The sequence below is a fragment of the Enterobacter sp. 01-M-02-SI-ECC genome, from assembly GCF_047530595.1.
In the GTDB taxonomy this organism is placed as follows: Bacteria; Pseudomonadota; Gammaproteobacteria; order Enterobacterales; family Enterobacteriaceae; genus Enterobacter; species Enterobacter cloacae_M.
Map to the genome: position 1 here is coordinate 24305 of NZ_JBLKCZ010000012.1, position 21846 is coordinate 46150.

The window sequence follows — 21846 nt, forward strand, 5'->3', positions numbered from 1 at the left end:
AGGGAGAGGGTTAGGGTGAGGGTATCTTTTTACTGCCATCCATACCGACGCGCATAGAATCCTTTCACCATCTGCGTCAGCACCATGTAGCCCGCGAGGATAGCCACCAGCCACGGGAAGTAGCCCAGCGGCAGCGCCTGAAGCTGCAGGTAGCCTGCCAGCGGCGAGAACGGCAGCGCGATGCCGAGCGCCATCACAATCCCCGTCATCACAATCAGCGGCCATGCGGCACAGCTCTGGATGAACGGAATGCGGCGGGTGCGGATCATATGAACAATCAGCGTCTGCGACAGCAGACCTACCACAAACCAGCCGGACTGGAACAGCGTCTGGTGTTCCGGGGTGTTGGCGTGGAACACAAACCACATCAGGCAGAAGGTCAGGATGTCGAAGATGGAGCTGATCGGCCCAAAGAACAGCATAAAGCGCCCGAGATCCGCCGGGTTCCAGTGCTGCGGCTTCTGGATCTGCTCGTCGTCCACGTTATCAAACGGGATCGCCACCTGAGACACGTCGTACATCAGGTTCTGGATCAGCAGGTGCAGCGGCAGCATCGGCAGGAACGGCAGAAACGCGCTCGCCACCAGCACGCTGAAGACGTTACCGAAGTTGGAGCTGGCGGTCATTTTGATGTACTTGAGCATGTTGGCGAAGGTGCGGCGCCCTTCGATCACGCCCTCCTCCAGCACCATCAGGCTCTTTTCCAGCAGAATGATATCCGCCGCTTCGCGGGCGATATCCACCGCGCCATCGACGGAGATACCGATGTCCGCCGCACGCAGCGCGGGCGCGTCGTTGATGCCGTCTCCCATAAAGCCCACCACGTGTCCTTCGCGCTTAAGCAGGGTGACGATGCGCTCTTTGTGCATCGGCGTCAGGCGGGCAAACAGCGTGGTACGCTGGGCAAGCTTCGCCAGCTCGTCATCAGAGAGATGTTCAATATCGCTCCCCACCACCACGTCGCCCGCGTCCAGCCCCACTTCATGGCACACTTTGGCCGCCACCAGTTCGCTGTCGCCGGTGAGAATTTTGACGGTAATACCGCTCGCCTTCAGCGCCTTCAGCGCCGGCGCGGTGGTCTCTTTCGGCGGATCGAGGAAGGCGATGTAGCCCTCGAGGATCAGATCGGATTCATCGATACGCTGATAGTCACCCTCGCGCGCGGGCAGGAACTTGCTCGCGACCGCCACCACGCGCAGCCCCTGACGGTTCAGGTTGTCGGTGACGCGCTTGATGCGGCGCAGCATGGTGTCGTCCAGCGGCACGATGTCGCCGTTATAGCGAACCTGCGTCGACACGTTGAGGATCTCCTGCAGCGCCCCTTTGCAGATCAGCTGGTGCACGTCCGTCTGCTCGCTCACCACCACCGACATGCGGCGGCGCTCGAAGTCGAACGGGATCTCATCCACCTTCTGCCAGCGGCCGGAGAGCGTGCGGGCGGATTCCTCGTCCACCCCTTCCAGCACCGCGACGTCGAGCAGATTTTTCAGCCCGGTCTGGTAATGGCTGTTCAGCCACGCGCTGTGCAGGACGCGCTCGCTGGTTTTGCCGGAGATATCGGTGTGGTTCTCCAGCACGATTTTGTCCTGCGTCAGGGTGCCGGTTTTATCGGTGCAGAGGATGTCCATTGCGCCAAAGTTCTGGATGGCGTCGAGGTGTTTAACGATCACTTTCTGTTTAGAGAGCTTCACCGCACCGCGCGCCAGCGTGGAGGTGACAATCATCGGCAGCATTTCCGGCGTCAGGCCAACGGCCACGGAGAGCGCAAACAGGGCCGCTTCCCACCAGTCGCCTTTGGTGTAGCCGTTGATCAGCAGCACGATCGGCGTCATCACCATCATAAAGCGGATCAGCAGCATGCTGACGCGGCCAATCCCTTTCTGGAAGGCGTTTGGCTCGCTCTCCTGCTCGCTGACGCGCCCGGCAAGCTGTCCAAACCAGGTGTTGCCCCCGGTGGCGGTGACAATCGCCTGCGCGGTGCCGCTGACCACCGTGGTACCCATAAAGCACAGGGTGTCACACTCGAGCGGGTTCATCTGCTGCGGGTCGCGGCTGCGCGCTACCTTTTCAACGGGCAGGGATTCCCCGGTCAGCGAGGCCTGCGCCACGAACAAATCGCGCGCCTGGATGATGCGTAAATCCGCCGGGATCATGTCTCCCGCGGCCAGCTTCACCAGATCGCCCGGCACCAGCTGGTCGATAGGCAGCTCCACCCAGGCGTTTTCGCCGAGATCGTTAATCACGCGCGAGACGGTCGCGGTGTTGCTGACCATCGCCTTCAGGGCGTCCGCCGCTTTGGTGGAGCGGGCCTCCTGAATAAAGTTCAGCAGCGTGGAGATACCCACCATCAGGGCAATCACCCCTGCGGCAAACAGATCTTCCGTCGCGTAGGAGATGAGGCCGAGCACGGTCAGCAGCAGGTTGAACGGGTTGCGGTAGCAGAGCCACAGGTGCACCCACCACGGAGACGGCTTTTGCGCCGGGATCTGGTTATCGCCGTGCACGGCGCGGATTTTTTCCACTTCGGCCGCGTTGAGCCCTTCCGGGTGTCCGCCGAACGCGCGCCAGACTTCGTTTTCATCCATCGCCGCCACGTTCAGGCAGCGTTCGGTCAGGGACGCGGGGATCGCCGCCCCCGCCATGTTTTTGGCGTTTGGCAGCGGGTCGCGCTGAACAAGACGGTGTGGCAGGTGGCGGCTCAGCAGCGCCTGCAGCTGCCGGGTGATATTTTTAAACATAGTCATTCCTCCGCATCCGCGAATGCGGACGCAGCAATTCCTTCAGGCGTGGCAAGGCCGTACCTGAGAGGCACTTAATTTTTTAAGCAGGAACGTTTAAGACGTTGCTGCCTCACGCCGGTGAGACAGCAAAAGCTGGCTTACCGGAAAGAACGCATTCTCCCGTTCAGGAGAGGTGTGGGATCGGGATCCATGAAGCCTCCGGTAAGTAAAAAAAACAGGGTGTTGCCGCGCAGTCCAGGGATTTAGGCATACCCTTTATGACGATTCGGGCGGTATTATACCCCCCTGCAAATAAACCAAACGTAAACCAGACTTTGCCCATAGCGAAATCGCGCTATAGCATTAGGCTCAATTCACTACATCGTCGTTGTTACAGGGAATACAGCATGCAGAACCGCCTTACGATTAAAGACATCGCGCGTTTAAGCGGCGTGGGAAAATCGACCGTCTCACGCGTGCTGAACAACGAAAGCGGCGTCAGCGAACGCACCCGCGAGCGCGTTGAGGCGGTCATGAATCAGCACGGTTTTTCCCCTTCCCGATCCGCGCGCGCCATGCGCGGGCAGAGTGACAAAGTCGTCGCCATTATTGTCTCGCGTCTAGATTCTCTGTCTGAAAACCTCGCCGTGCAGACCATGCTGCCCGCCTTCTACGAGCAGGGGTATGATCCGATCATGATGGAGAGCCAGTTCTCTGTGCAGCTGGTTGAAGAGCACCTGGGCATGCTCCAGCGGCGCAACATTGACGGTGTGGTGCTGTTTGGCTTTACCGGCATCAAAGACGAGATGCTGAAACCCTGGCAGCCTTCGCTGGTGCTGCTGGCGCGCGATGCCCACGGGTTTGCCTCCGTCTGCTACGACGACGAGGGCGCGATTATCACCCTGATGCAGCGCCTGTTTGACGAAGGCCATCGCCACATCAGCTTCCTCGGCGTCCCGCACGCGGACGTCACCACCGGCAAGCGTCGGCATGAGGCCTACCTGGCTTTTTGCAAAAAGCACAATCTCTCCGCCGTGGCCTCCCTGCCGGGGCTGGGCATGAAGCAGGGCTACGAGCAGGCCGCCAGCGTTCTGACGCCGCAGACCACCGCGCTGGTGTGCGCCACGGATACCCTGGCGCTGGGTGCGAGCAAATATCTGCAGGAGCAGCGCATCGAGAACCTGCAGGTGGCGAGCGTTGGCAGCACGCCGCTTATGAAGTTCCTGCACCCGGAGATCATCACCGTCGATCCGGGCTACGCCGAGTCCGGCAGACAGGCCGCCGCGCAGCTGATCGAGCAGATAAACGGGCGTTCAGAGCCCCGTCAGATCGTCATTCCCGCTCACCTTTCGTAACCCCTCTAAAACAGATTATTGTGATCTTCGCCTGATTTCGGGAACGTTCCCATTTTCGCCGTCACGCTGAAGGAGTAGGCTTGCGCTCAGGTCATTACACCCCTCACCATCTGTCATGAGGTTTCATGATGAGTAAAGTCAAACAAGCAGATATCGATCGGCTGATCGTCCTGGTCGGTGGCCGCGAAAACATCGCTACCGTCAGCCATTGCATTACCCGCCTGCGCTTCGTGCTGAACGATCCGGCCAAAGCCAACCCGAAGGCCATTGAAGAACTTTCCATGGTCAAAGGCTGCTTCACCAACGCCGGGCAGTTCCAGGTCGTTATTGGTACCGAAGTGGGCGATTACTATCAGGCTCTGCTGGCGACAACCGGGCACTCCTCCGCCGATAAAGAGCAGGCGAAGAAGGCCGCGCGCCAGAATATGAAGTGGCACGAGCAGCTGATTTCCCACTTCGCGGAAATTTTCTTCCCGCTGCTGCCGGCGCTGATCAGCGGGGGCTTAATCTTAGGCTTCCGTAACGTCATCGGCGATGTACCGATGAGCGACGGCAAAACCCTGGCGCAGATGTATCCGGCGCTGAAAACCGTTTACGATTTCCTGTGGCTGATTGGCGAGGCGATCTTCTTCTATCTGCCGGTCGGGATTTGCTGGTCCGCGGTGCGCAAGATGGGCGGCACGCCGATTCTCGGTATCGTGCTGGGCGTCACGCTGGTCTCTCCACAGTTAATGAACGCTTACTTACTTGGTCAGCAGGTGCCTGAGGTGTGGAACTTCGGCCTGTTTACTATCGCCAAAGTGGGCTATCAGGCGCAGGTCATTCCGGCCCTGCTGGCGGGTCTGGCGCTGGGCTTTATTGAAACGCGCCTGAAGCGCATCGTGCCGGATTACCTCTATCTGGTGGTGGTGCCGGTCTGCTCGCTGATTCTGGCGGTGTTCCTGGCGCACGCCTTTATCGGTCCGTTTGGCCGCATGATCGGCGACGGCGTGGCCTTCGCGGTGCGTCACCTGATGACCGGCAGCTTCGCGCCGATTGGAGCCGCACTGTTTGGCTTCCTGTACGCCCCGCTGGTGATCACCGGCGTGCACCAGACCACGCTGGCCATTGATATGCAGATGATCCAGAGCCTCGGCGGCACGCCGGTCTGGCCGATTATCGCCCTGTCTAACATTGCCCAGGCGTCAGCGGTTACCGGCATCATCATCGTCAGCCGCAAGCACAACGAGCGTGAGATCTCCGTTCCGGCGGCCATCTCTGCCTACCTCGGCGTCACCGAACCGGCGATGTACGGTATCAACCTGAAGTACCGCTTCCCGATGCTCTGCGCGATGATCGGTTCCGGTCTGGCTGGCCTGGTGTGCGGTCTGAACGGCGTGATGGCGAACGGGATTGGCGTCGGCGGCCTGCCGGGCATTCTCTCCATCCAGCCCGCTTACTGGCAGGTGTTTGCCCTGGCGATGGCCATCGCGATTATCGTCCCAATGGCGCTCACCACCGTGGTTTACCAGCGTAAGTTCCGTCAGGGCTCGCTGCAGATTGTTTAACTTTTTCTTTCGGGGCGCAGTTGCGCCCCTTCGCATTTGCAGGAACGCATTATGAATACCCTTCCTCACTGGTGGCAGAACGGCGTCATCTATCAGATTTACCCAAAGAGTTTCCAGGACACCACCGGCAGCGGCACCGGCGATCTGCGCGGCGTGACGAAGCGTCTGGACTACCTGAAAACCCTCGGCATCGACGCCATCTGGCTGACGCCATTTTATATCTCCCCGCAGGTGGATAACGGCTACGACGTGGCGAATTACACCGCCATCGACCCGGCCTACGGCACGCTGGATGATTTCGACGAGCTGGTTGCCCGGGCGCACGAGCGCGGCATCCGCATCGTGCTGGATATGGTGTTTAACCACACCTCCACGCAGCACGCCTGGTTCCGCGAGTCGCTGAACAAAGCGAGCCCGTACCGCCAGTTCTACATCTGGCGCGACGGCACGCCGGAGCAGCTTCCCAACAACTGGCGCTCCAAGTTTGGCGGCAACGCCTGGCGCTGGCACGCCGAGAGCGAGCAGTACTATCTGCACCTGTTCGCCCCGGAGCAGGCGGACCTCAACTGGGAAAACCCTGAAGTGCGCGCCGAGCTGAAAAAGGTGTGCGAGTTCTGGGCCGATCGCGGCGTGGACGGCTTGCGTCTCGACGTGATTAACCTGATTTCAAAAGATCAGGATTTCCCGGACGACAACACCGGAGACGGCCGCCGCTTCTATACCGACGGGCCGCGCGTTCACGAATATCTGCAGGAGATGAGCCGGGACGTCTTCACCCCGCGCAACCTGATGACGGTGGGCGAGATGTCCTCGACCTCGCTGGAGAACTGCCAGCAGTACGCCTCGCTCGACGGAAGCGAGCTGTCGATGACCTTTAACTTCCATCACCTGAAGGTGGACTACCCCGGCGGCGAAAAGTGGACGAAGGCAAAGCCGGACTTCGTGGCGCTGAAAACCCTCTTCCGCCACTGGCAGCAGGGCATGCACAACAGGGCCTGGAACGCGCTGTTCTGGTGTAACCACGATCAGCCGCGCATCGTGTCGCGCTTTGGTGACGAAGGAGAATACCGCGTACAGGCCGCGAAGATGCTCGGCATGGTGCTGCACGGCATGCAGGGCACGCCGTATATCTACCAGGGCGAAGAGCTGGGGATGACCAACCCGCACTTCAGCCGCATCACCGATTACCGCGACGTGGAGAGCCTGAACATGTTCGCCGAACTGCGCGCCAACGGCCGCGAGCCGGATGAATTACTGGCGATTCTGGCGAGTAAGTCCCGTGATAACGGACGAACCCCAATGCAGTGGGACGCGTCGCACAATGCGGGCTTTACCGAGGGCGAGCCGTGGATTGGCGTCTGCGATAACTACGAGACGGTGAACGCCCGCGCCGCGCTCGACGACCCGGATTCGGTGTTCTACACCTACCAGTCGCTGATTAGCCTGCGCAAAACCCTGCCTGTGCTGACGTGGGGAGATTATGAGGATCTCCTGCCGGAGCATCCTTATCTCTGGTGTTACCGTCGTCAGTGGCAGGGGCAGACGCTGATGGTAGCGGCGAACCTGAGTCCTAGGCCGCAGGAATGGCAGACAGAGGCTCTCAGCGATAAGTCGCAGGCGCTGATGAGTAACTACCCGGCACCGCAAACGACGTCACTCCGTCCGTTTGAAGCCGTCTGGTGGTTGCAGCAGTAACTTTCCCTGCCGGGTGCGCCTCAGCACCCGGCTTACTTTACTGTTTTTGTTGAATAATTAATCAGATTTTTCTCGCGCGCCTTTACAATCGCTGAAGCGCCCGTCGTTTGTACTCTCGTCTTTTTACTTTGTTCTGCATCAAATAAATCGCAAACATGTTTGATGCAAATCACTATATGTAGCACTTAAAATGCACTCTGACCCAACATCTTGTATTTATCGTCTACTATTCCAACAACAAGACGGCGCTTACGCTGGCCGGAATTGTGGATAACACGAGCTGGGAACGCGGGAAGTCTTTGGCCCGGCGGGGAATACGCCCGGTTATTACTTCTCCACCTCTGTGGATAACCTGTTTTCAAAAAATGGAGTGATCATGACACCGCATGTGATGAAACGTGATGGCTGTAAAGTGCCGTTTAAATCAGAGCGCATCCAGGAAGCCATTCTGCGTGCAGCTAAAGCAGCGGGAGTCGATGACGCAGATTACTGCGCCACCGTCGCAGAAGTCGTTAGCAGCCAGATGAACGAACGCAGCCAGGTCGATATCAACGAGATACAGACCGCGGTTGAGAACCAGCTGATGGCGGGGCCTTACAAGCAGCTGGCGCGTGCCTACATTGAGTACCGTCACGATCGTGACGTGCAGCGTGAGAAGCGCGGTCGTCTGAACCAGGAGATCCGTGGCCTGGTGGAGCAGACCAACTCCGCCCTGCTCAATGAAAACGCCAACAAAGACAGCAAAGTGATCCCGACCCAGCGCGACCTGCTGGCCGGTATCGTCGCCAAACACTATGCCCGTCAGCACCTGCTGCCGCGCGACGTGGTGTCGGCGCACGAGCGCGGTGAAATTCACTACCACGATCTCGACTATTCGCCGTTCTTCCCTATGTTCAACTGCATGCTGATCGACCTGAAGGGCATGCTGACCCACGGTTTTAAAATGGGTAACGCCGAGATTGAACCGCCTAAATCAATCTCCACGGCCACTGCCGTCACCGCGCAGATTATCGCTCAGGTCGCCAGCCATATTTATGGCGGCACCACGATTAACCGCATTGATGAAGTGCTGGCCCCGTTCGTGACGGCAAGCTTCAACAAGCATCGTAAAACGGCCGAAGAGTGGCAGATCCCGGACGCCGACGGCTACGCGCACTCCCGCACCGAGAAAGAGTGCTACGACGCCTTCCAGTCGCTGGAGTATGAGGTGAACACGCTGCACACCGCCAACGGCCAGACGCCGTTTGTAACCTTCGGGTTTGGTCTGGGCACCAGCTGGGAATCGCGCCAGATCCAGCAGTCCATCCTGCGCAACCGCATTTCCGGCCTCGGCAAGAACCGCAAAACGGCGGTGTTCCCGAAACTGGTCTTTGCCATTCGCGACGGCCTGAACCACAAGTTTGGCGATCCAAACTACGACATCAAACAGCTGGCGCTGGAGTGCGCGAGCAAGCGCATGTACCCGGACATCCTGAACTACGATCAGGTCGTCAAAGTGACCGGTTCGTTTAAAACGCCAATGGGCTGCCGCAGCTTCCTCGGCGTGTACGAAGATGAAAACGGCGAGCAGATCCACGACGGGCGCAACAACCTGGGCGTCATCAGCCTGAACCTGCCGCGCATCGCGCTGGAGGCGAAAGGCAATGAAGCGGAATTCTGGACGCTGCTGGACGAGCGTCTGCAGCTGGCGCGTAAGGCGCTGATGACCCGCATTGCGCGCCTTGAAGGGGTCAAAGCCCGCGTCGCGCCGATCCTCTATATGGAAGGAGCCTGCGGAGTGCGCCTGAAAGCGGACGATGACGTGTCTGAGATCTTCAAAAACGGTCGCGCGTCGATTTCGCTGGGCTATATCGGTATTCACGAGACCATCAACGCATTGGCTGGCGATACGCATATGTACGACAGCGAGGCCCTGCGCGAAAAAGGCATTGCGATTGTTCAGCGCCTGCGCGACGCGGTTGACCAGTGGAAAGAGGAAACCGGCTACGGGTTTAGCCTCTACAGCACCCCGAGCGAGAACCTGTGCGACCGCTTCTGCCGTCTGGACACCGCCGAGTTCGGGATTGTGGAAGGCGTGACCGACAAAGGGTATTACACCAACAGCTTCCACCTCGACGTGGAGAAGAGGGTGAACCCGTACGACAAGATCGACTTCGAAGCGGCGTATCCGCCGATCGCCAGCGGCGGCTTCATCTGCTACGGCGAGTACCCGAACATTCAGCACAACCTGAAGGCGCTGGAAGACGTGTGGGATTACAGCTATCAGCACGTGCCGTATTACGGGACCAACACGCCAATCGACGAGTGCTACGAGTGCGGCTTTACCGGCGAGTTCGAGTGTACGAGCAAAGGCTTTACCTGCCCGAAATGCGGCAACCACGATGCGGCTCGCGTCTCCGTGACCCGTCGCGTGTGCGGCTATCTCGGCAGCCCGGATGCGCGTCCGTTTAACGCCGGGAAGCAGGAAGAGGTGAAGCGTCGCGTGAAGCATTTGGGGAATGGGCAGATCGGGTAAGTTCTGCGCAGGGTTCTACCCCTCTTCCTCAAGGGAGAGGGGACCGATCGAGCACATTGTTATTCCGGCCGCCGGTTTTCTCCCTCTCCCTGTGGGAGAGGGTCGGGGTGAGGGCATCAGCGCGCACAAATTCTCTGGACATTTTCTATGCGATATCATCAATACTACCCCGTCGACATCGTTAACGGTCCCGGCACCCGCTGCACCCTGTTCGTCTCAGGCTGCGTCCACGAATGCCCCGGCTGCTATAACAAAAGCACCTGGCGCTTACATTCCGGCATGCCGTTCACTGCGGAGATGGAAGAGAAAATCATCAGCGACCTGAACGATACGCGAATTCACCGTCAGGGAATTTCGCTTTCCGGCGGCGATCCGCTGCATCCGCAAAACGTGCCGGATATCCTGAAGCTGGTGAAGCGCATTCGGGGAGAGTGTCCGGGAAAAGATATCTGGGTCTGGACAGGCTACAGGCTGGATGAGCTGAACGCGCAGCAAATGGAAGTGGTGGATCTGATTAACGTCCTGGTTGACGGCAAGTTCGTGCAGGATTTAAAAGACCCGGCGCTGATTTGGCGCGGCAGCAGCAACCAGGTTGTGCACCATTTACGATGATCGCTAAAGCCGTTTGTTTGCATCATGATAAACGGCTGATTTCTCTCGCTTACCGATAGCGATAACAAATACCGTTACAACGTTGTCCTGAACCTGATAGACCAAACGATAACCCTGCGTTCTGAGTTTTATTTTGTAGCAATCCGGCAGACCATGCAGGCGGGCCGATTCGACCCTGGGGTTCACCAGCACGTCCGCAAGTTTCTTCTTAAACTGGTCTTTTACAGTCTGCCCCAGCTTGCTCCACTCCTTTAACGCCCTCGGGTCAAATGCCAGTTCATAAGTCATCCAGACTAACCTTGATTCCCTTTTGCGGATTCGCCAGTCGCTCCCGGACCGTCTGTATCAGCGCATCTTCACTGTCGCTAATCGTGACCGTTTTCACCGGCATACGTCCCGTCTCCGCGACGTACTGAAACAGTAATCGCACGGCTTCCGTTGGGGTGATATTGAGTTTTTCCAGCACGGCATAAGCCTCGTTTTTGAGTTTGTCATCCAGACGGACGTTCAGCGTGGCCATTATGCCTCCGGTAAAATCGAATGTGTAATGCAGTTTAGCATTACATTCGCATTACATCGAATTCTGGATAACGCCTCTCAAAACCGACTCAAACTCTCCATTGCCACCGCCTTAAATTCGGCAAAGTCACTGCAGCTACAGAGTCGCGACATCGCCCGTTCACGCAGGAAGGTGACGAAAATATCGTAAATCGCCATCGCCTCTTCGTATTCGCTTTTGCTGATGGCGAGCAGGAAGATGACGTGCGCGGTTTCGTCTCCCCACTGCACGCCGTGCGGGGCGAGCACGGTATAGACCACGGTTTTCTGCGCTAAAAGGCCGAGGGAGTGCGGCAGCGCGATGCCGTCGCCGAGCATGGTGCTGACGATGGCTTCACGCTCAACGACCGAATCCAGGAACTCCGCGCCGACAAACCCCTCGCCTTCAAGCTGCGCGCACAGCTCGCGAAACAGCGTTTGCTGGTCAACGGGCTTGTCGATAATGCGGAAATGGGCCGCGTCGAAGTATTTATCCAGCATCCACGGGCGGGTGCGGTCCACCAGCACCAGCTTGCCGATCTGCTCTAACTGGTAATCGGTCGGGAACGGGGCGATCGTCACCACCGGTTTGGACTTTTCGCTGACGCGGGCGGTGGCGATCACAAAGTCTTCGCTAATCGTTTCCGCCAGCTCGTACTCGCGCAGGGTGAGCGTGCGGGCCACCTCAATTTGCGGGTACTTGCGCTGCAGCACCGCTTCAATCATGCGGACCATGGCATTACCTGCGTCGCACACCAGCAGTACGCGCGGCTGACGCTGGTAGCCGATGTTGTAGTGGCGCTCCAGCCCGACGCCGATATGCAGCACCAGGAAACCAATCTCGTTTTCGCTGATCACATAAGGCGTGTATTTTCCCCAGCTCGACACCGCCGCCAGGGTCATATCCCACGCCATCGGGTAGTGCTGCTTGATGTTATCCAGCAGCGGATTGGGGATCATGATTTGATACCGCACGCGGGTGATCATGGTTTTGATGTGCGTGAGCAGGTCCGCGTGCAGCTGCGCGTCGCTCAGCAGGTTGTAGTTATAGTGGGTGTTGATATAGCGCAGGATGTAGTTGACCAGCGCTTCGTCGTCATCCGCGTTAATTGCGCTCGGGGCAATCTCCTGAATCTGCCGCGCCGCAATGTGCACGCACAGCCAGCTCTCCTCCGAAGGTGAAAGCGCTTTGCCCGCCAGCTGCTGGATAGTGACGGCGATATCCTTCGCCGCCTCGCGCACGTTCTCTTCCACGTCTTCGGCGTGGAATTCCGGCAGCGGATAGCCCTCGCTGATGCGCCGTACCGATACCGCACAGTACAGGCGCAGGAACAGCTCGCCTTCATCGGTCAGACGGATGTGATGACGCGTCAGCGCCTCGTGCAGCACGGGCACCATCTGCTCCGCCACGCCTGCATTCAGCGCCACGTCGGTCACCAGCGGGTTCAGGCTGTCCTGCTGCGCAAGCTCCCAGAGCAGATCGGTCAGGCAGGCGCGGGTCGACATCTCGCTGCCAAACAGCTTCATGCCGTGGCGAGGACGCGTTTCCAGCGTCAGGTTATAGCGGTGGAACCACTCGCGGACTTCGGCCATGTCGCTTTGCAGCGTGGCGCGGCTGACGAACCACTCGTCCGCCAGATCCTCAAGCTTAAGAGAAAACGCCGAGGTGAGAAAACGCACCACCAGATAGTGCACGCGCTCCGGCCCGGTCCGGGGAATACGCAGCGCGCGCGGGTGGGATGCCTGCAGCTGCTGGTAGCGCTGGGCATCATCAATTTTGAGCTGATAGCCGTTGCCACGGCTCAATATAAACTGCGCGCCGTGGCCTGCCAGCAGCGCGTTCAGGGCGGTGATATCGGCACGGACGGTTCGCGTGGAGACCGACAGCCGCTGCGCCAGCTCGTCCTGCGGCAGCGTCTCGTTTTGCAACAGATCGAACAGTTGCGCTAAACGTTGGTTCGGAAATCGCACGGGCTTGTCCTCTTATTACAGCTTAAGGTGAAATGACCATCTGGGATGGGCTGCCGACCGGGGTATAGTCTGGCTCGAAGCTCAATTTCCCGTCCTGCGCCACGCGGAAACGGGTGATGTTGTCGCTGCGCTGGTTCATGACGTACAGCCAGCGCCCCTGCTTATCGAGCGTCAGGGTGCGCGGGTAGTCGCCGCGCGTCCAGACGTCGTCCTGATGCGTCAGCGTTCCCTCCGCTGTTACGGTAAAGTGCCCGATGCTGTTATGCAAACGGTTAGCCACATACAGCTGTTTACCGTCGGCGCTTAATGCTAGCCCGGCAGCAAAGCTGGTGCCTTTGTAGCCTTCCGGCAGGGCTGAAAGCGTTTTGCCCTCTTTTAAGGTGCCGTTGGTGCTCACGGTATAATGGGTGAGCGTAGACGCCTCTTCGTTAATCAGCCACAGGGCATCGCCTTTTGGCGTAAAGACAAAGTGGCGCGGCCCGGCGCCTTTTGAGGAGGCGTTGATAAACGGCGGATCGTTCGGCGTCAGCTTTCCTGTTCGATCGTCAAAACGGTACTGGTAGAGGCGATCCAGCCCAAGATCGGTGGAAAAGACGTATTTCCCGCTCGGATCGGCGGCGATCATGTGCGCGTGTGGGCCGTTATGATCGCTGATGGCAAAGCTGCCCTCCGCTGCCGCTTCCGGCTTCGCCGCGCCCGGCTCGCCCTGATCCTGATGCTTATCCGTAGCCTCACCCAGGCTGCCGTCTGCTTTAACGGGCAGCACTGCGATAGATCCGCTGACGTAGTTCGCCACCAGAAGATGGCGACCGTTCGGCGTCAGCGACAGGTAAACCGGCCCCGCGCCGCCGGAGGCCACCTGATTCAGCTCGCTCAGTTGGCCGTTATCCCCCACCCGCAGCGCCTGCACCACGCCCTGCTCCACTTCGCTTGCCAGATACAGCGTTTTGCCGTCGTGCGAGACGGCCAGCTGCGCGGCGTTCGGCAGCCTGCTCACCAGCGTTTTATTCGCCAGCGCGCCGCTTTGCGGGTCAACGGTGAAGCGGTACAGCCCTTCGCCGTTGGGGTTGTAGGTGCCCACCCAGGCATATTGCGTCTGGGCGATAGCGGCGGTGGCGAACATTGAGAGTGAAGCAACAAGCAGGGTACGGGTATGCATGGTGGCTCCTTCAGGTTTGTGCGGTGTGTTTTCCCTCACCCCGGCCCTCTCCCAAAGGGAGAGGGGACGAAAATTTCCCTCTCCCTTTGGGAGAGGGTTAGGGTGAGGGCAGATACTACTTCACCAGCTTCTTCGTCATTTCCAGCAGCGTACGCACGTCTTCCGGGCGCGTGTCGCCGCTGGCTTTGTCGATAATCGAGCTGTAGATATGCGGGATGATTTTGCTCACGCCCGCGTCGAGGGCGATCTGCAGGATCTCCTCATAGTTTTCCAGATCGATACCTCCGGTCGGCTCCAGCCAGAAGTCGTGACGGGCGCAGGCTTCCGCCACCGCGTTGTACTCGTCACGGCACTTCAGGCCGCCCATCGGGAAGTATTTGATGGAGCTGCCGCCGAAATCCTTCAGCAGGGCAATCGCGGTTTCAACCGGCACAATGCCGTCCGGAGCGTTGCTGCTCAGCGGTCCGGTGGAGATTTTGACCATCCCGACGGTGCCGGTTGGAGAGACCAGACCGTTGACCACCGACTCATTCTGCCCCAGCAGCGCGCGGCTGGTGGCCACGCCGGTAAAGACCTGGTTAACGTGCTGCGGCTGCACCTGACGGGAGATCTCGCTCACCATCGCCGACTGGTTCGGATCCCCCGCGCCGAGGCCGACGGAGAGCGCGTTATCAATCAGCGCGGCGTATTCGCGCATGTCGGCAACGGCGCTCGCCACGTCCGGGTAATTTTTGGAGAGCACGCCCACCAGCACGTGACCTTCCGCCGCCTCGTAAATGGCGCTGGCGTTGGCTTTCGATCCTGCCAGCACGTTCAGGCAGACGCGGTCACGGTAAAAGTTAGGGGTCAGTTTCATGCTTTTTTCTCCTGTCCTAATACTTCGCTAATGCGGCGGTAGACGATGTTCAGCTGGTCAGCGTTCACGCTGCGCACGTCCGCCTCGATAATCCCTTCATTGGCCTTGTAGCCACGGAAGTAAATGGCGTATTCGCCCTGCTTGAGCTTCGCCACCAGATCGCCCGTGCCGACGCCGGTCGTGGCTTCGTCGAACTTAATCTCGGTACGGGCGATATCGCGACCGGCGCTGTCCCAGACCACGCGCGCGGTCACGCCGTTCAGGGTGTTGAGCGCCTCGATAAACGGCGTCATCTTCGCCACCATCTCGGCCCCGCTCTCTTTGGTCGCGGTAAGGTAGTGTTCGATGGCGCAGGTCAGGCCGAGGATCCCCTCTTTGCCCACCTTCATCGCGCGGCCAATGCCCGCGGTCTGACGCTTCACCCACTCAACGTACTGGGTTTTGCCGATCACCAGCCCGCTGGTTGGGCCTTCAATCGCCTTCGCGCCGCTGTAGATCACCAGATCGGCGCCGGATCGGTAGTACGCGTGCAAATCTTCTTCCGCCGCCGCATCGACGATCAGCGGGAGATCGTGCTTGCGCGCCACCACCGCCGCCTGCCCGACGCTGAGCATGCTTTTCTGCACGCAGTGGTGAGATTTGATGTAGAGGATCGCCGCCGTGCGCGGAGTGATCGCCGCCGCCAGCTGATCGGCAGAGCATTCGTTGGCGTAGCCCGCCTCCACCAGCTTGCCGCCGCCCAGCGCCACCATGGTGCCCACCGGCGCGCCAAAGTTTACGTTGTGGCCTTTCGGCAGGACGATTTCGTTGTTCTCAATCGGGGTCACGTGCAGGTTTTCCAGCAGCCAGTCGCTGTCTTTTACCAGCACCGCCGCCACCGACTGGGCTATGCCCGCCGACGCGCAGGAAACTACCGTCGCGCCTTCCACATCCAGCAGCTTCGCAATGTATTCCCCGGTTTTATTGACCAGATCCTTCATCTCGAAATAGTGATTCATGCCGTCCATCGCCGCCTGCACCACTTCCGGGCGCGGCGTGGAGACGCCCAGCGCCGTCATGCGGCCGGAGGTATTGATCACCTGCTTTAAGTTGTACTTCTCATAAATCGAAGGCATGTTCCGTGCTCCCTTGTTCGGTCATGTAGCCCTTGCCCGCGCGAATCGCGGCAAGCGGCACCAGAATGTGTTCAGCCTGCAGGCTGTCGTTTTCGGCATCCGTCAGCACCGTCGGCTGGCGCTTAAGCGTAAACAGCGTCAGGTCGGCGTCGAGACCCGGCTGGATGCGCCCCTTGCGCGCCAGGCGCAGGCCGTCGGCGGCGTTCGCAGTCACGCAGTCAATCACCTGCGGCAGCGACATGCCGATGGCGAGAAACTTCGACATCACGCTTGCCAGCGAGCCGACCGGGCCGTTGATGCGGTTGCGGCAGTAGATGTCCGAGCTGATGGTGTGCGGCAGAATGCCCATCGCGATGGCGCGTTTTGCCACCTCAAAGCTAAAGCTCGCCGTGCCGTGCCCCACGTCCAGACGTACGCCGCGCTTCAGAGCGGAGGTGATGGAGGCGCGCAGCTCGCCGGAGGGCGTCAGAATGCGGTTGGGCTTGCCGTTGTAGCAGTGGGTGATGATGTCTCCGGAGCTCAGCAGCTCGGCAATTTCGTCGAGGTTCGGCGGGTTGTTGCCGATGTGCACCATCAGCGGCAGGTCGCCGTTCTCTTTCTGAATGGCTTTGGCGCGCTCCAGCGGCGTAATGCCGTTTTCACCGACCACGCTGCTGCTCATGCGCGCCTTCAGGCCGACGATAAAATCAGGGTGGCGCTTTACCGCCTGCTTCACCGCGTCGGCGTCGATATTCGCCATGTTGGCCAGCTCGTTCTGGGCAATCAGCCCCACGCGGGAGATGTTCAGCAGGGCAAATACCTCGGTGGAGGCGCTGCGGGTGATTTTATAGAAATCATCCACGTCGTCGGCACCGGTACTGCCCGCGTCCACTACGGAGGTGACGCCGGTGGCAATACCCACGCTGTCCGGCTCGTCGTGGTAAATCGGGGAGTTCGGGTAACAGTGAACGTGGGAGTCAATCCAGCCTGCGCTGACGAACACGTCGCCGTTCAGCTCAACCGTTTTATGCGCGGGAGCGTCAATCTCGCCCAGCGCCGCGATCTTCCCGTCCTGAATGGCGATATCGGTCAGGGTATCGTCGGCGAGGCGCGCACGGCGCAGGAGTAAATCAAACATGAGGATCTCCTGATAAGGCGGGCGCCTTAGCGCCCGCGGGTATTAAAGGGCGACCGGGAACAGCCAGCCCAACAGCATCGCGCCGAGAATGGCGCCACCAGTGATCGGCTTCTGCCAGATGTAGAACACCAGCGCCCCCAGCAGGGAACCGACGCCGATAGGAATGGAGGCGGTCATGGCGCTGAGGATAATCAACGGTCCGAGGAAGCGGCCGGAGGCGTTGCCCGCGCCCATCATCACGTCTGCGCCGTAGGTGGAGTTGCTCTGGTTGATGGTGAACTTACGCGCCAGGATGATGACGTAGCCAATCGCCAGACCAATCACCAGGCCGGTAATCAGCGCGGCAATGAAGTTGGTCACCGGGAACATGATGCCCGCTCCCAGCAGCAGCGCTGGAACGCCGAGGCCTACGCCGGTCTGGATCGCCCCGCCGATGTCGAGAATACCGACCAGCGACCCTTCGATAATACGGGCGAACAGGAAGCTCGCGCCGAACGCTGCCACCGCGCCGTAGACGCCGGTATCGATCCCCGCTTTTAGCATCGCTACGAAGGCCACTTCGTTAAACGCGCCGATGCCGTAGAGGTAGTACATGTGCGTCCCGGCGAAAACGCCGGAGGAGAGCAGGCCAACGAAGATCGGGAACGACCAGTCGGCATACCAAAAACCTTTATTCTGTTCCATTTAGAGGCTCCTGTTATTTACCGCTGAGCGAGTTGTGGATCATGTCGAGCCAGTTCGGCACGGTCAGATGGAAGGATTCGATCATCTTCATGTCGAAGCCGCGGAAGAAGCCGCTCAGCACGAAGAGCAGAACGATAGCCGCCATCATCACTTTGGTGACGTGGTTCCAGCCGCTCTCTTCCACGCCTTTCCCGATCAGGATCCCCAGCACCAGGCCCGGTACGGCGTTGCCCATGATCAGCTGCGCCGCGCCGCCGAAGATGGTGGCCCAGAAGCCCGATTTTTTACCCGCGTCGATGGCCGCCAGCCAGAAGATCACCGGCATCACGGTGTTCACCAGCAGGTTTGCCGCCGGTACCAGCACCTTCACGGCGGTGACCTGAAGCGCTGCCGGAACGGAGGAGGCGGTCAGGTTCAGGAAGGTGACGACGAGCATGCCAATCACGCCGCAGGCAATCGCCATTTTGCGGGGATCGTGCAGCGTTTCGCCGACGTTACGGTTTTTGATCATCAGTGCAGCCGCACCCCAGTTCGGGATGATGCGATGGTCAACGTCCTGTGTGAAAGCCCCTGCGGCCACGGAAGAGGCCCAGGCGTTAAAGAAGAAACCTAACCCAAAGGAGAAGTGGGACGCCGGATCCCCTTCACAGGAGTTCAGTTCCCCCAACGTACGAAACGCGCCCATACCCTGAGTGGTAGGCGCATGAAACATGCGTGCAGCCCCGGCTCCGACACCGACGCCAACCAGGCCGCCAATGATGAGCGATTTTATTAATATAATTAAGAACATCAGTCTGCCCTTTTATGAATAATCAGCGTTGCGTGACGAAATCCACCTGGTCAAGATTGATGGCGGTCACGTTGACGGTCACATCCAGCTCCACGCTGTAGGTGCGTCTTTCCCGGCGCAGAAAGAAGAACAGAAACGCTTCTTTTCGCACCGCTTCTTGCGCCTGAACGACCTGCACATCCTGTGGCTCAATACGCAGTAAGATATGCGGTGAGGCTTTCATCACCGCGGCCTGAACGTGGTTGAGCGCGTCGGCAAAGGCGCGCGCTTTGGCGTCGCCTTTGCCCTTCACTCTCACCGTGGTTGTGAACTGTTCTTTCATGCTTATGCGCCGTATTTCTTCTGCCACGCCTGCACCAGACGCTCGCCCAGCTCTTCTTTATCCATAAAGCCGAAGCCCAGCACGTTGCAGCCTTCGTTAATGGCGGTCATGCCCTCTTCCACGGAACGCATGCCGTATTTGGCCTTGTAGCCATATTTGGTTTGGGCAGTGATGGCACCCGCGCCGCCGCTGCCGCAGAAGGAGATGCCGAAGGTGGCGTTTTCCGCTTTCATCACGTCGCCGAGCTTCATGTCCGCCGCCATGCCCGGTACGACCACCGCGCGTCCACCTGCTTTTTCCACACCGGCAGCCACTTTCTGACCTTTACCCAGGCGATCGCCAATCACGACTGTAATCTGTTCCATGTGTTGCTCCTTAAAGGTTGTCTTTCGCGACTTCAAAGTGAACGGAGAGCAGCCAGGCTTCTTCATCAGGAAGGTTGCCAAACTGCGCGACCACTTCACGGGCGAGCCGCATTGAATCCGGTGAAATTTCGTCAAACAGCTCTGCTTCAACCTCCGGCAGCGGCTCGCCGGTCACGGACCGGTGCGCCATGGCGCGCACGTGGGAGGTGAGCATCTGCTCCTGTACCGCATTGGGGATGATGTTGTTCCGGGCCAGCAGGGCATAAACCTGCTGCAGCATGGTGTTCGCGAGCTGTTCTGTTTGCTCCGCCTGTTCCCCAACGTCGTTCATTACCGCTCCGTTAATCACTGGTCTTACCCCGTTAATGGCTCTGGAATAAAACTAACGTTGGGGGGGAATTGTTTGTAGCGAGTTGTTTTCCACTTCGAAGTGGAAAGGCGAGCCGCAGCAGTGATCTGTGCCACATAAATGCGGTGAATCTGAATTAATCCCGGTATTTACGTGATGAATATCACGTATTCCAGCGGCAAAACGCGCGCCGGGGAAACGAAACGTTCAGGCGTGGTGACGCAAAAATGTGATGGCGATAGGGTTTACTTATTACCGCGCAAAAAAAACGGGAGCCACTGGCCCCCGCTGGTTGTTTGTTAGATGCGCGATCGGTTAACGGTATTTCTTGTGATACGTGTTACGGGTCGTCACAAACTGCTCGGCCGCCGCCTGGGCTTCCTTCACTTTGCCTTCGTTAGCCAGCTTCAGCGCGCCGTCGATCTGGCCGACCAGCACGTCAAAGCCGTGGCGGTAGTCTTTCATCTCTGCGCTGTCTGCCGCTTTGCTTTCCAGCTTAGGAGGCGTCGCTTTTTGTGCGTCCAGCGCCGCTTCACGCATTTTGGTCAGCGCGTCTTTCATTTCCGCCGCATTGTCGGTTTTCTGCACCACCTTCAGGTTTTGCCCGAGGATGCCCATGTCGTCTTCAAGATCGGCAGCAAACGCAGAAGAGCCAAGAACCAGCGTTGAAGCCGCGACGATCGCTAACAGATGTTTACGCATTGCTCACTTCCTTTTTTATTATTAAAACGCCTTTACGGATATTACTGACCGGCGATTTTCATTTCCGGCAGAAGTACAGAACCACACTGTATATTGCTACGTGTTTCAATATCGTTACCGACCGTAACGATATTGCGCCACATGTCCTTCAGGTTGCCGGCGATAGTAATTTCGCTCACCGGATACTGGATTTCGCCGTTTTCCACCCAGAAGCCCGCCGCGCCGCGCGAGTAGTCTCCAGTGATGCCGCTTACGCCCTGACCCATCAGCTCGGTGACTACCAGACCGGTGCCCATCTCTTTCAGCATCTGCTCAAAGTTCAGGCCCTGTCCGGCAATGCGCCAGTTGTGGATGCCGCCAGCGTGTCCGGTGCTTTTCAGCCCCAGCTTGCGCGCGGAGTAGTTGGTCAGCAGCCACTGGGTCAGAATACCGTCTTTGATGATATCGCGACGTTCGGTGCGCACGCCTTCGCTGTCGAACGGCGTGGAGGCCAGCCCTTTCAGCAGGTGCGGATGTTCTTCAATGGTGAGCCATTCCGGCAGGATCTGCTTGCCCAGCGAGTCGAGCAGGAAGGTCGATTTACGGTAAACCGAGCCGCCCGCGATAGCGCCCACCAGATGGCCAAACAGACCGGTTGCCACTTCGTTGGCAAAAATGACCGGGGCCTTCATGGTGGAGAGTTTACGCGGCGACAGGCGTGACAGCGTGCGTTCGGCACACTCTTTACCCACCCACTCAGGAGACTGCAAGTCGCCCAGCGCGCGGCCAATGGTGTAGGCGTAGTCACGCTCCATGTCACCGTTCTCTTCGGCGATCACGCAGCTGGAGAGCGAATGACGGGTGGAGCAGTAGCCCTGCAGCATGCCGTGGCTGTTGCCGAAGACTTTGATGCCGTAATGGCTGTTAAAGCTGCCGCCTTCGGTATTGGTGATGCGCTTATCGGCCTGCAGGGAAGCCTGCTCGGCGCGCGCGGCCAGTTCAATGGCTTCGTCCGGGGAAACCTCCGCCGGGTGGAAAAGATCGAGATCCGGCGCATCAAACGCCAGCAGGTCTTTATCCGCCACGCCTGCGTAAGGATCCGGGGAGGTATAACGGGCGATATCCAGCGCCGCCTGCACCGTGCGGGCAATGGCATCCGGGCTGAGATCGGTGGATGACGCGCTGCCTTTGCGGTTCTGGTGATACACCGTGATCCCAAGCGCGCCATCGCTGTTGAATTCTACGTTCTCCACTTCACCATAGCGGGTACTTACGCTGATGCCGGTGGTTTTGCTGACCGCCACTTCGGCGCCATCTGATTTTTCTGAAGCAAGCATCAGCGCGGTGGAGACGGCTTCTTCCAGAATCTTACGCTGCGCTTCAACTTGTGAGGTTACTTTCATCGCAAATGCCATACTGTAAGAGAGAGTTAACTGAAGTCTAACAGAGAACCGTT

20 protein-coding genes are annotated in these 21846 nt (G+C 59.0%); 5 read left to right on the forward strand and 15 right to left on the reverse strand.

The window, feature by feature from the left end; all coding sequences use genetic code 11:
* Positions 1–29: 29 nt before the first annotated feature.
* Positions 30–2738: a magnesium-translocating P-type ATPase gene (gene mgtA / locus ACMWLG_RS15885; RefSeq protein WP_045402349.1), complete on the reverse strand. Its 2709-nt coding sequence runs from the start codon at positions 2736–2738 to the stop codon at positions 30–32.
* Between the two features lie 389 nt (positions 2739–3127).
* Here mgtA and treR point away from each other — a divergent pair, with 389 nt between their 5' ends.
* The 5 genes from treR to nrdG all read left to right on the forward strand — a co-directional run bounded on the left by treR (position 3128) and on the right by nrdG (position 10444).
* Complete coding sequence (treR, locus tag ACMWLG_RS15890; RefSeq protein WP_045402345.1) at positions 3128–4075, forward strand: trehalose operon repressor TreR; 948 nt, start codon at positions 3128–3130, stop codon at positions 4073–4075.
* 128 nt (positions 4076–4203) lie between these two features.
* Positions 4204–5622: a PTS trehalose transporter subunit IIBC gene (treB, locus tag ACMWLG_RS15895; RefSeq protein ID WP_029739268.1), complete on the forward strand. Its 1419-nt coding sequence runs from the start codon at positions 4204–4206 to the stop codon at positions 5620–5622.
* 51 nt (positions 5623–5673) lie between these two features.
* Positions 5674–7317 carry an alpha,alpha-phosphotrehalase gene (treC, locus tag ACMWLG_RS15900; protein WP_045402342.1) on the forward strand — a complete coding sequence of 548 codons (1644 nt, stop codon included), beginning with the start codon at positions 5674–5676 and terminating at the stop codon, positions 7315–7317.
* A 376-nt stretch (positions 7318–7693) separates the two neighbouring features.
* Entirely contained in the window at positions 7694–9832 is a 2139-nt protein-coding gene (gene nrdD, locus ACMWLG_RS15905; RefSeq protein WP_045402340.1) for an anaerobic ribonucleoside-triphosphate reductase, read from the forward strand.
* A gap of 147 nt (positions 9833–9979) precedes the next feature.
* The gene (gene nrdG, locus ACMWLG_RS15910; protein WP_045402338.1) at positions 9980–10444 is read left to right on the forward strand and encodes an anaerobic ribonucleoside-triphosphate reductase-activating protein; all 465 of its coding nucleotides are present in this window, start codon (positions 9980–9982) and stop codon (positions 10442–10444) included.
* Between the two features lie 3 nt (positions 10445–10447).
* Here nrdG and ACMWLG_RS15915 read toward each other — a convergent pair whose 3' ends face one another.
* The 14 genes from ACMWLG_RS15915 to pmbA form a co-directional block, all read right to left on the reverse strand.
* Entirely contained in the window at positions 10448–10732 is a 285-nt protein-coding gene (locus ACMWLG_RS15915) for a type II toxin-antitoxin system RelE family toxin (protein WP_045402335.1), read from the reverse strand.
* The gene (locus ACMWLG_RS15920) at positions 10722–10964 is read right to left on the reverse strand and encodes a type II toxin-antitoxin system RelB/DinJ family antitoxin (protein ID WP_008501400.1); all 243 of its coding nucleotides are present in this window, start codon (positions 10962–10964) and stop codon (positions 10722–10724) included. The genes ACMWLG_RS15915 and ACMWLG_RS15920 overlap by 11 nt, the downstream gene beginning before the upstream one ends.
* 77 nt (positions 10965–11041) lie before the next feature.
* A complete protein-coding gene (locus ACMWLG_RS15925; protein ID WP_023310188.1) occupies positions 11042–12952 on the reverse strand; it encodes a BglG family transcription antiterminator in 1911 nt (636 codons plus the stop codon).
* Between the two features lie 22 nt (positions 12953–12974).
* On the reverse strand, positions 12975–14111 hold the full coding sequence (locus tag ACMWLG_RS15930) for a lactonase family protein (protein ID WP_045402331.1): 1137 nt from the start codon (positions 14109–14111) through the stop codon (positions 12975–12977).
* Positions 14112–14226: 115 nt separating this feature from the next.
* Positions 14227–14967, reverse strand: coding sequence for a 2-dehydro-3-deoxy-phosphogluconate aldolase (gene dagF / locus ACMWLG_RS15935; RefSeq protein ID WP_045355655.1), 741 nt, complete (start codon positions 14965–14967; stop codon positions 14227–14229).
* A complete protein-coding gene (locus ACMWLG_RS15940) occupies positions 14964–16082 on the reverse strand; it encodes a DgaE family pyridoxal phosphate-dependent ammonia lyase (RefSeq protein WP_045355654.1) in 1119 nt (372 codons plus the stop codon). The genes dagF and ACMWLG_RS15940 overlap by 4 nt, the downstream gene beginning before the upstream one ends.
* Positions 16066–17199, reverse strand: coding sequence for an amidohydrolase/deacetylase family metallohydrolase (locus ACMWLG_RS15945; protein ID WP_045402328.1), 1134 nt, complete (start codon positions 17197–17199; stop codon positions 16066–16068). Before ACMWLG_RS15945 ends, ACMWLG_RS15940 begins: the two co-directional genes overlap by 17 nt.
* A gap of 42 nt (positions 17200–17241) precedes the next feature.
* On the reverse strand, positions 17242–17883 hold the full coding sequence (locus tag ACMWLG_RS15950) for a DUF4310 family protein (RefSeq protein WP_023310183.1): 642 nt from the start codon (positions 17881–17883) through the stop codon (positions 17242–17244).
* A gap of 13 nt (positions 17884–17896) precedes the next feature.
* Positions 17897–18673: a DUF4311 domain-containing protein gene (locus ACMWLG_RS15955; RefSeq protein ID WP_023310182.1), complete on the reverse strand. Its 777-nt coding sequence runs from the start codon at positions 18671–18673 to the stop codon at positions 17897–17899.
* 22 nt (positions 18674–18695) lie between these two features.
* The gene (locus ACMWLG_RS15960) at positions 18696–18995 is read right to left on the reverse strand and encodes a DUF4312 family protein (protein WP_006810338.1); all 300 of its coding nucleotides are present in this window, start codon (positions 18993–18995) and stop codon (positions 18696–18698) included.
* Between the two features lie 2 nt (positions 18996–18997).
* Positions 18998–19360: an SFCGS family glycine-rich protein gene (locus ACMWLG_RS15965; protein WP_045402325.1), complete on the reverse strand. Its 363-nt coding sequence runs from the start codon at positions 19358–19360 to the stop codon at positions 18998–19000.
* A 10-nt stretch (positions 19361–19370) separates the two neighbouring features.
* Positions 19371–19709 carry a glycine dehydrogenase gene (locus ACMWLG_RS15970; protein WP_025911967.1) on the reverse strand — a complete coding sequence of 113 codons (339 nt, stop codon included), beginning with the start codon at positions 19707–19709 and terminating at the stop codon, positions 19371–19373.
* Between the two features lie 315 nt (positions 19710–20024).
* The gene (gene cybC / locus ACMWLG_RS15975; RefSeq protein WP_008501412.1) at positions 20025–20411 is read right to left on the reverse strand and encodes a cytochrome b562; all 387 of its coding nucleotides are present in this window, start codon (positions 20409–20411) and stop codon (positions 20025–20027) included.
* Positions 20412–20452: 41 nt separating this feature from the next.
* Positions 20453–21805: a metalloprotease PmbA gene (pmbA, locus tag ACMWLG_RS15980; protein ID WP_045402321.1), complete on the reverse strand. Its 1353-nt coding sequence runs from the start codon at positions 21803–21805 to the stop codon at positions 20453–20455.
* Between the last annotated feature and the right edge of the window lie 41 nt (positions 21806–21846).

What these genes read in the sequence shown, in the direction of transcription:
- mgtA (WP_045402349.1), bottom strand. Translation starts at nt 2,738, where the DNA reads ATGTTTAAAAATATCACCCGGCAGCTGCAGGCGCTGCTGAGCCGCCAC.
- ACMWLG_RS15960 (WP_006810338.1), bottom strand. Translation starts at nt 18,995, where the DNA reads ATGAAAGAACAGTTCACAACCACGGTGAGAGTGAAGGGCAAAGGCGAC.
- ACMWLG_RS15915 (WP_045402335.1), bottom strand. Translation starts at nt 10,732, where the DNA reads ATGACTTATGAACTGGCATTTGACCCGAGGGCGTTAAAGGAGTGGAGC.
- ACMWLG_RS15940 (WP_045355654.1), bottom strand. Translation starts at nt 16,082, where the DNA reads ATGCCTTCGATTTATGAGAAGTACAACTTAAAGCAGGTGATCAATACC.
- treC (WP_045402342.1), top strand. Translation starts at nt 5,674, where the DNA reads ATGAATACCCTTCCTCACTGGTGGCAGAACGGCGTCATCTATCAGATT.
- ACMWLG_RS15945 (WP_045402328.1), bottom strand. Translation starts at nt 17,199, where the DNA reads ATGTTTGATTTACTCCTGCGCCGTGCGCGCCTCGCCGACGATACCCTG.
- ACMWLG_RS15920 (WP_008501400.1), bottom strand. Translation starts at nt 10,964, where the DNA reads ATGGCCACGCTGAACGTCCGTCTGGATGACAAACTCAAAAACGAGGCT.
- ACMWLG_RS15950 (WP_023310183.1), bottom strand. Translation starts at nt 17,883, where the DNA reads ATGGAACAGAATAAAGGTTTTTGGTATGCCGACTGGTCGTTCCCGATC.
- nrdG (WP_045402338.1), top strand. Translation starts at nt 9,980, where the DNA reads ATGCGATATCATCAATACTACCCCGTCGACATCGTTAACGGTCCCGGC.
- ACMWLG_RS15955 (WP_023310182.1), bottom strand. Translation starts at nt 18,673, where the DNA reads ATGTTCTTAATTATATTAATAAAATCGCTCATCATTGGCGGCCTGGTT.
- ACMWLG_RS15965 (WP_045402325.1), bottom strand. Translation starts at nt 19,360, where the DNA reads ATGGAACAGATTACAGTCGTGATTGGCGATCGCCTGGGTAAAGGTCAG.
- dagF (WP_045355655.1), bottom strand. Translation starts at nt 14,967, where the DNA reads ATGAAACTGACCCCTAACTTTTACCGTGACCGCGTCTGCCTGAACGTG.
- nrdD (WP_045402340.1), top strand. Translation starts at nt 7,694, where the DNA reads ATGACACCGCATGTGATGAAACGTGATGGCTGTAAAGTGCCGTTTAAA.
- treB (WP_029739268.1), top strand. Translation starts at nt 4,204, where the DNA reads ATGAGTAAAGTCAAACAAGCAGATATCGATCGGCTGATCGTCCTGGTC.
- cybC (WP_008501412.1), bottom strand. Translation starts at nt 20,411, where the DNA reads ATGCGTAAACATCTGTTAGCGATCGTCGCGGCTTCAACGCTGGTTCTT.
- ACMWLG_RS15930 (WP_045402331.1), bottom strand. Translation starts at nt 14,111, where the DNA reads ATGCATACCCGTACCCTGCTTGTTGCTTCACTCTCAATGTTCGCCACC.
- pmbA (WP_045402321.1), bottom strand. Translation starts at nt 21,805, where the DNA reads ATGGCATTTGCGATGAAAGTAACCTCACAAGTTGAAGCGCAGCGTAAG.
- treR (WP_045402345.1), top strand. Translation starts at nt 3,128, where the DNA reads ATGCAGAACCGCCTTACGATTAAAGACATCGCGCGTTTAAGCGGCGTG.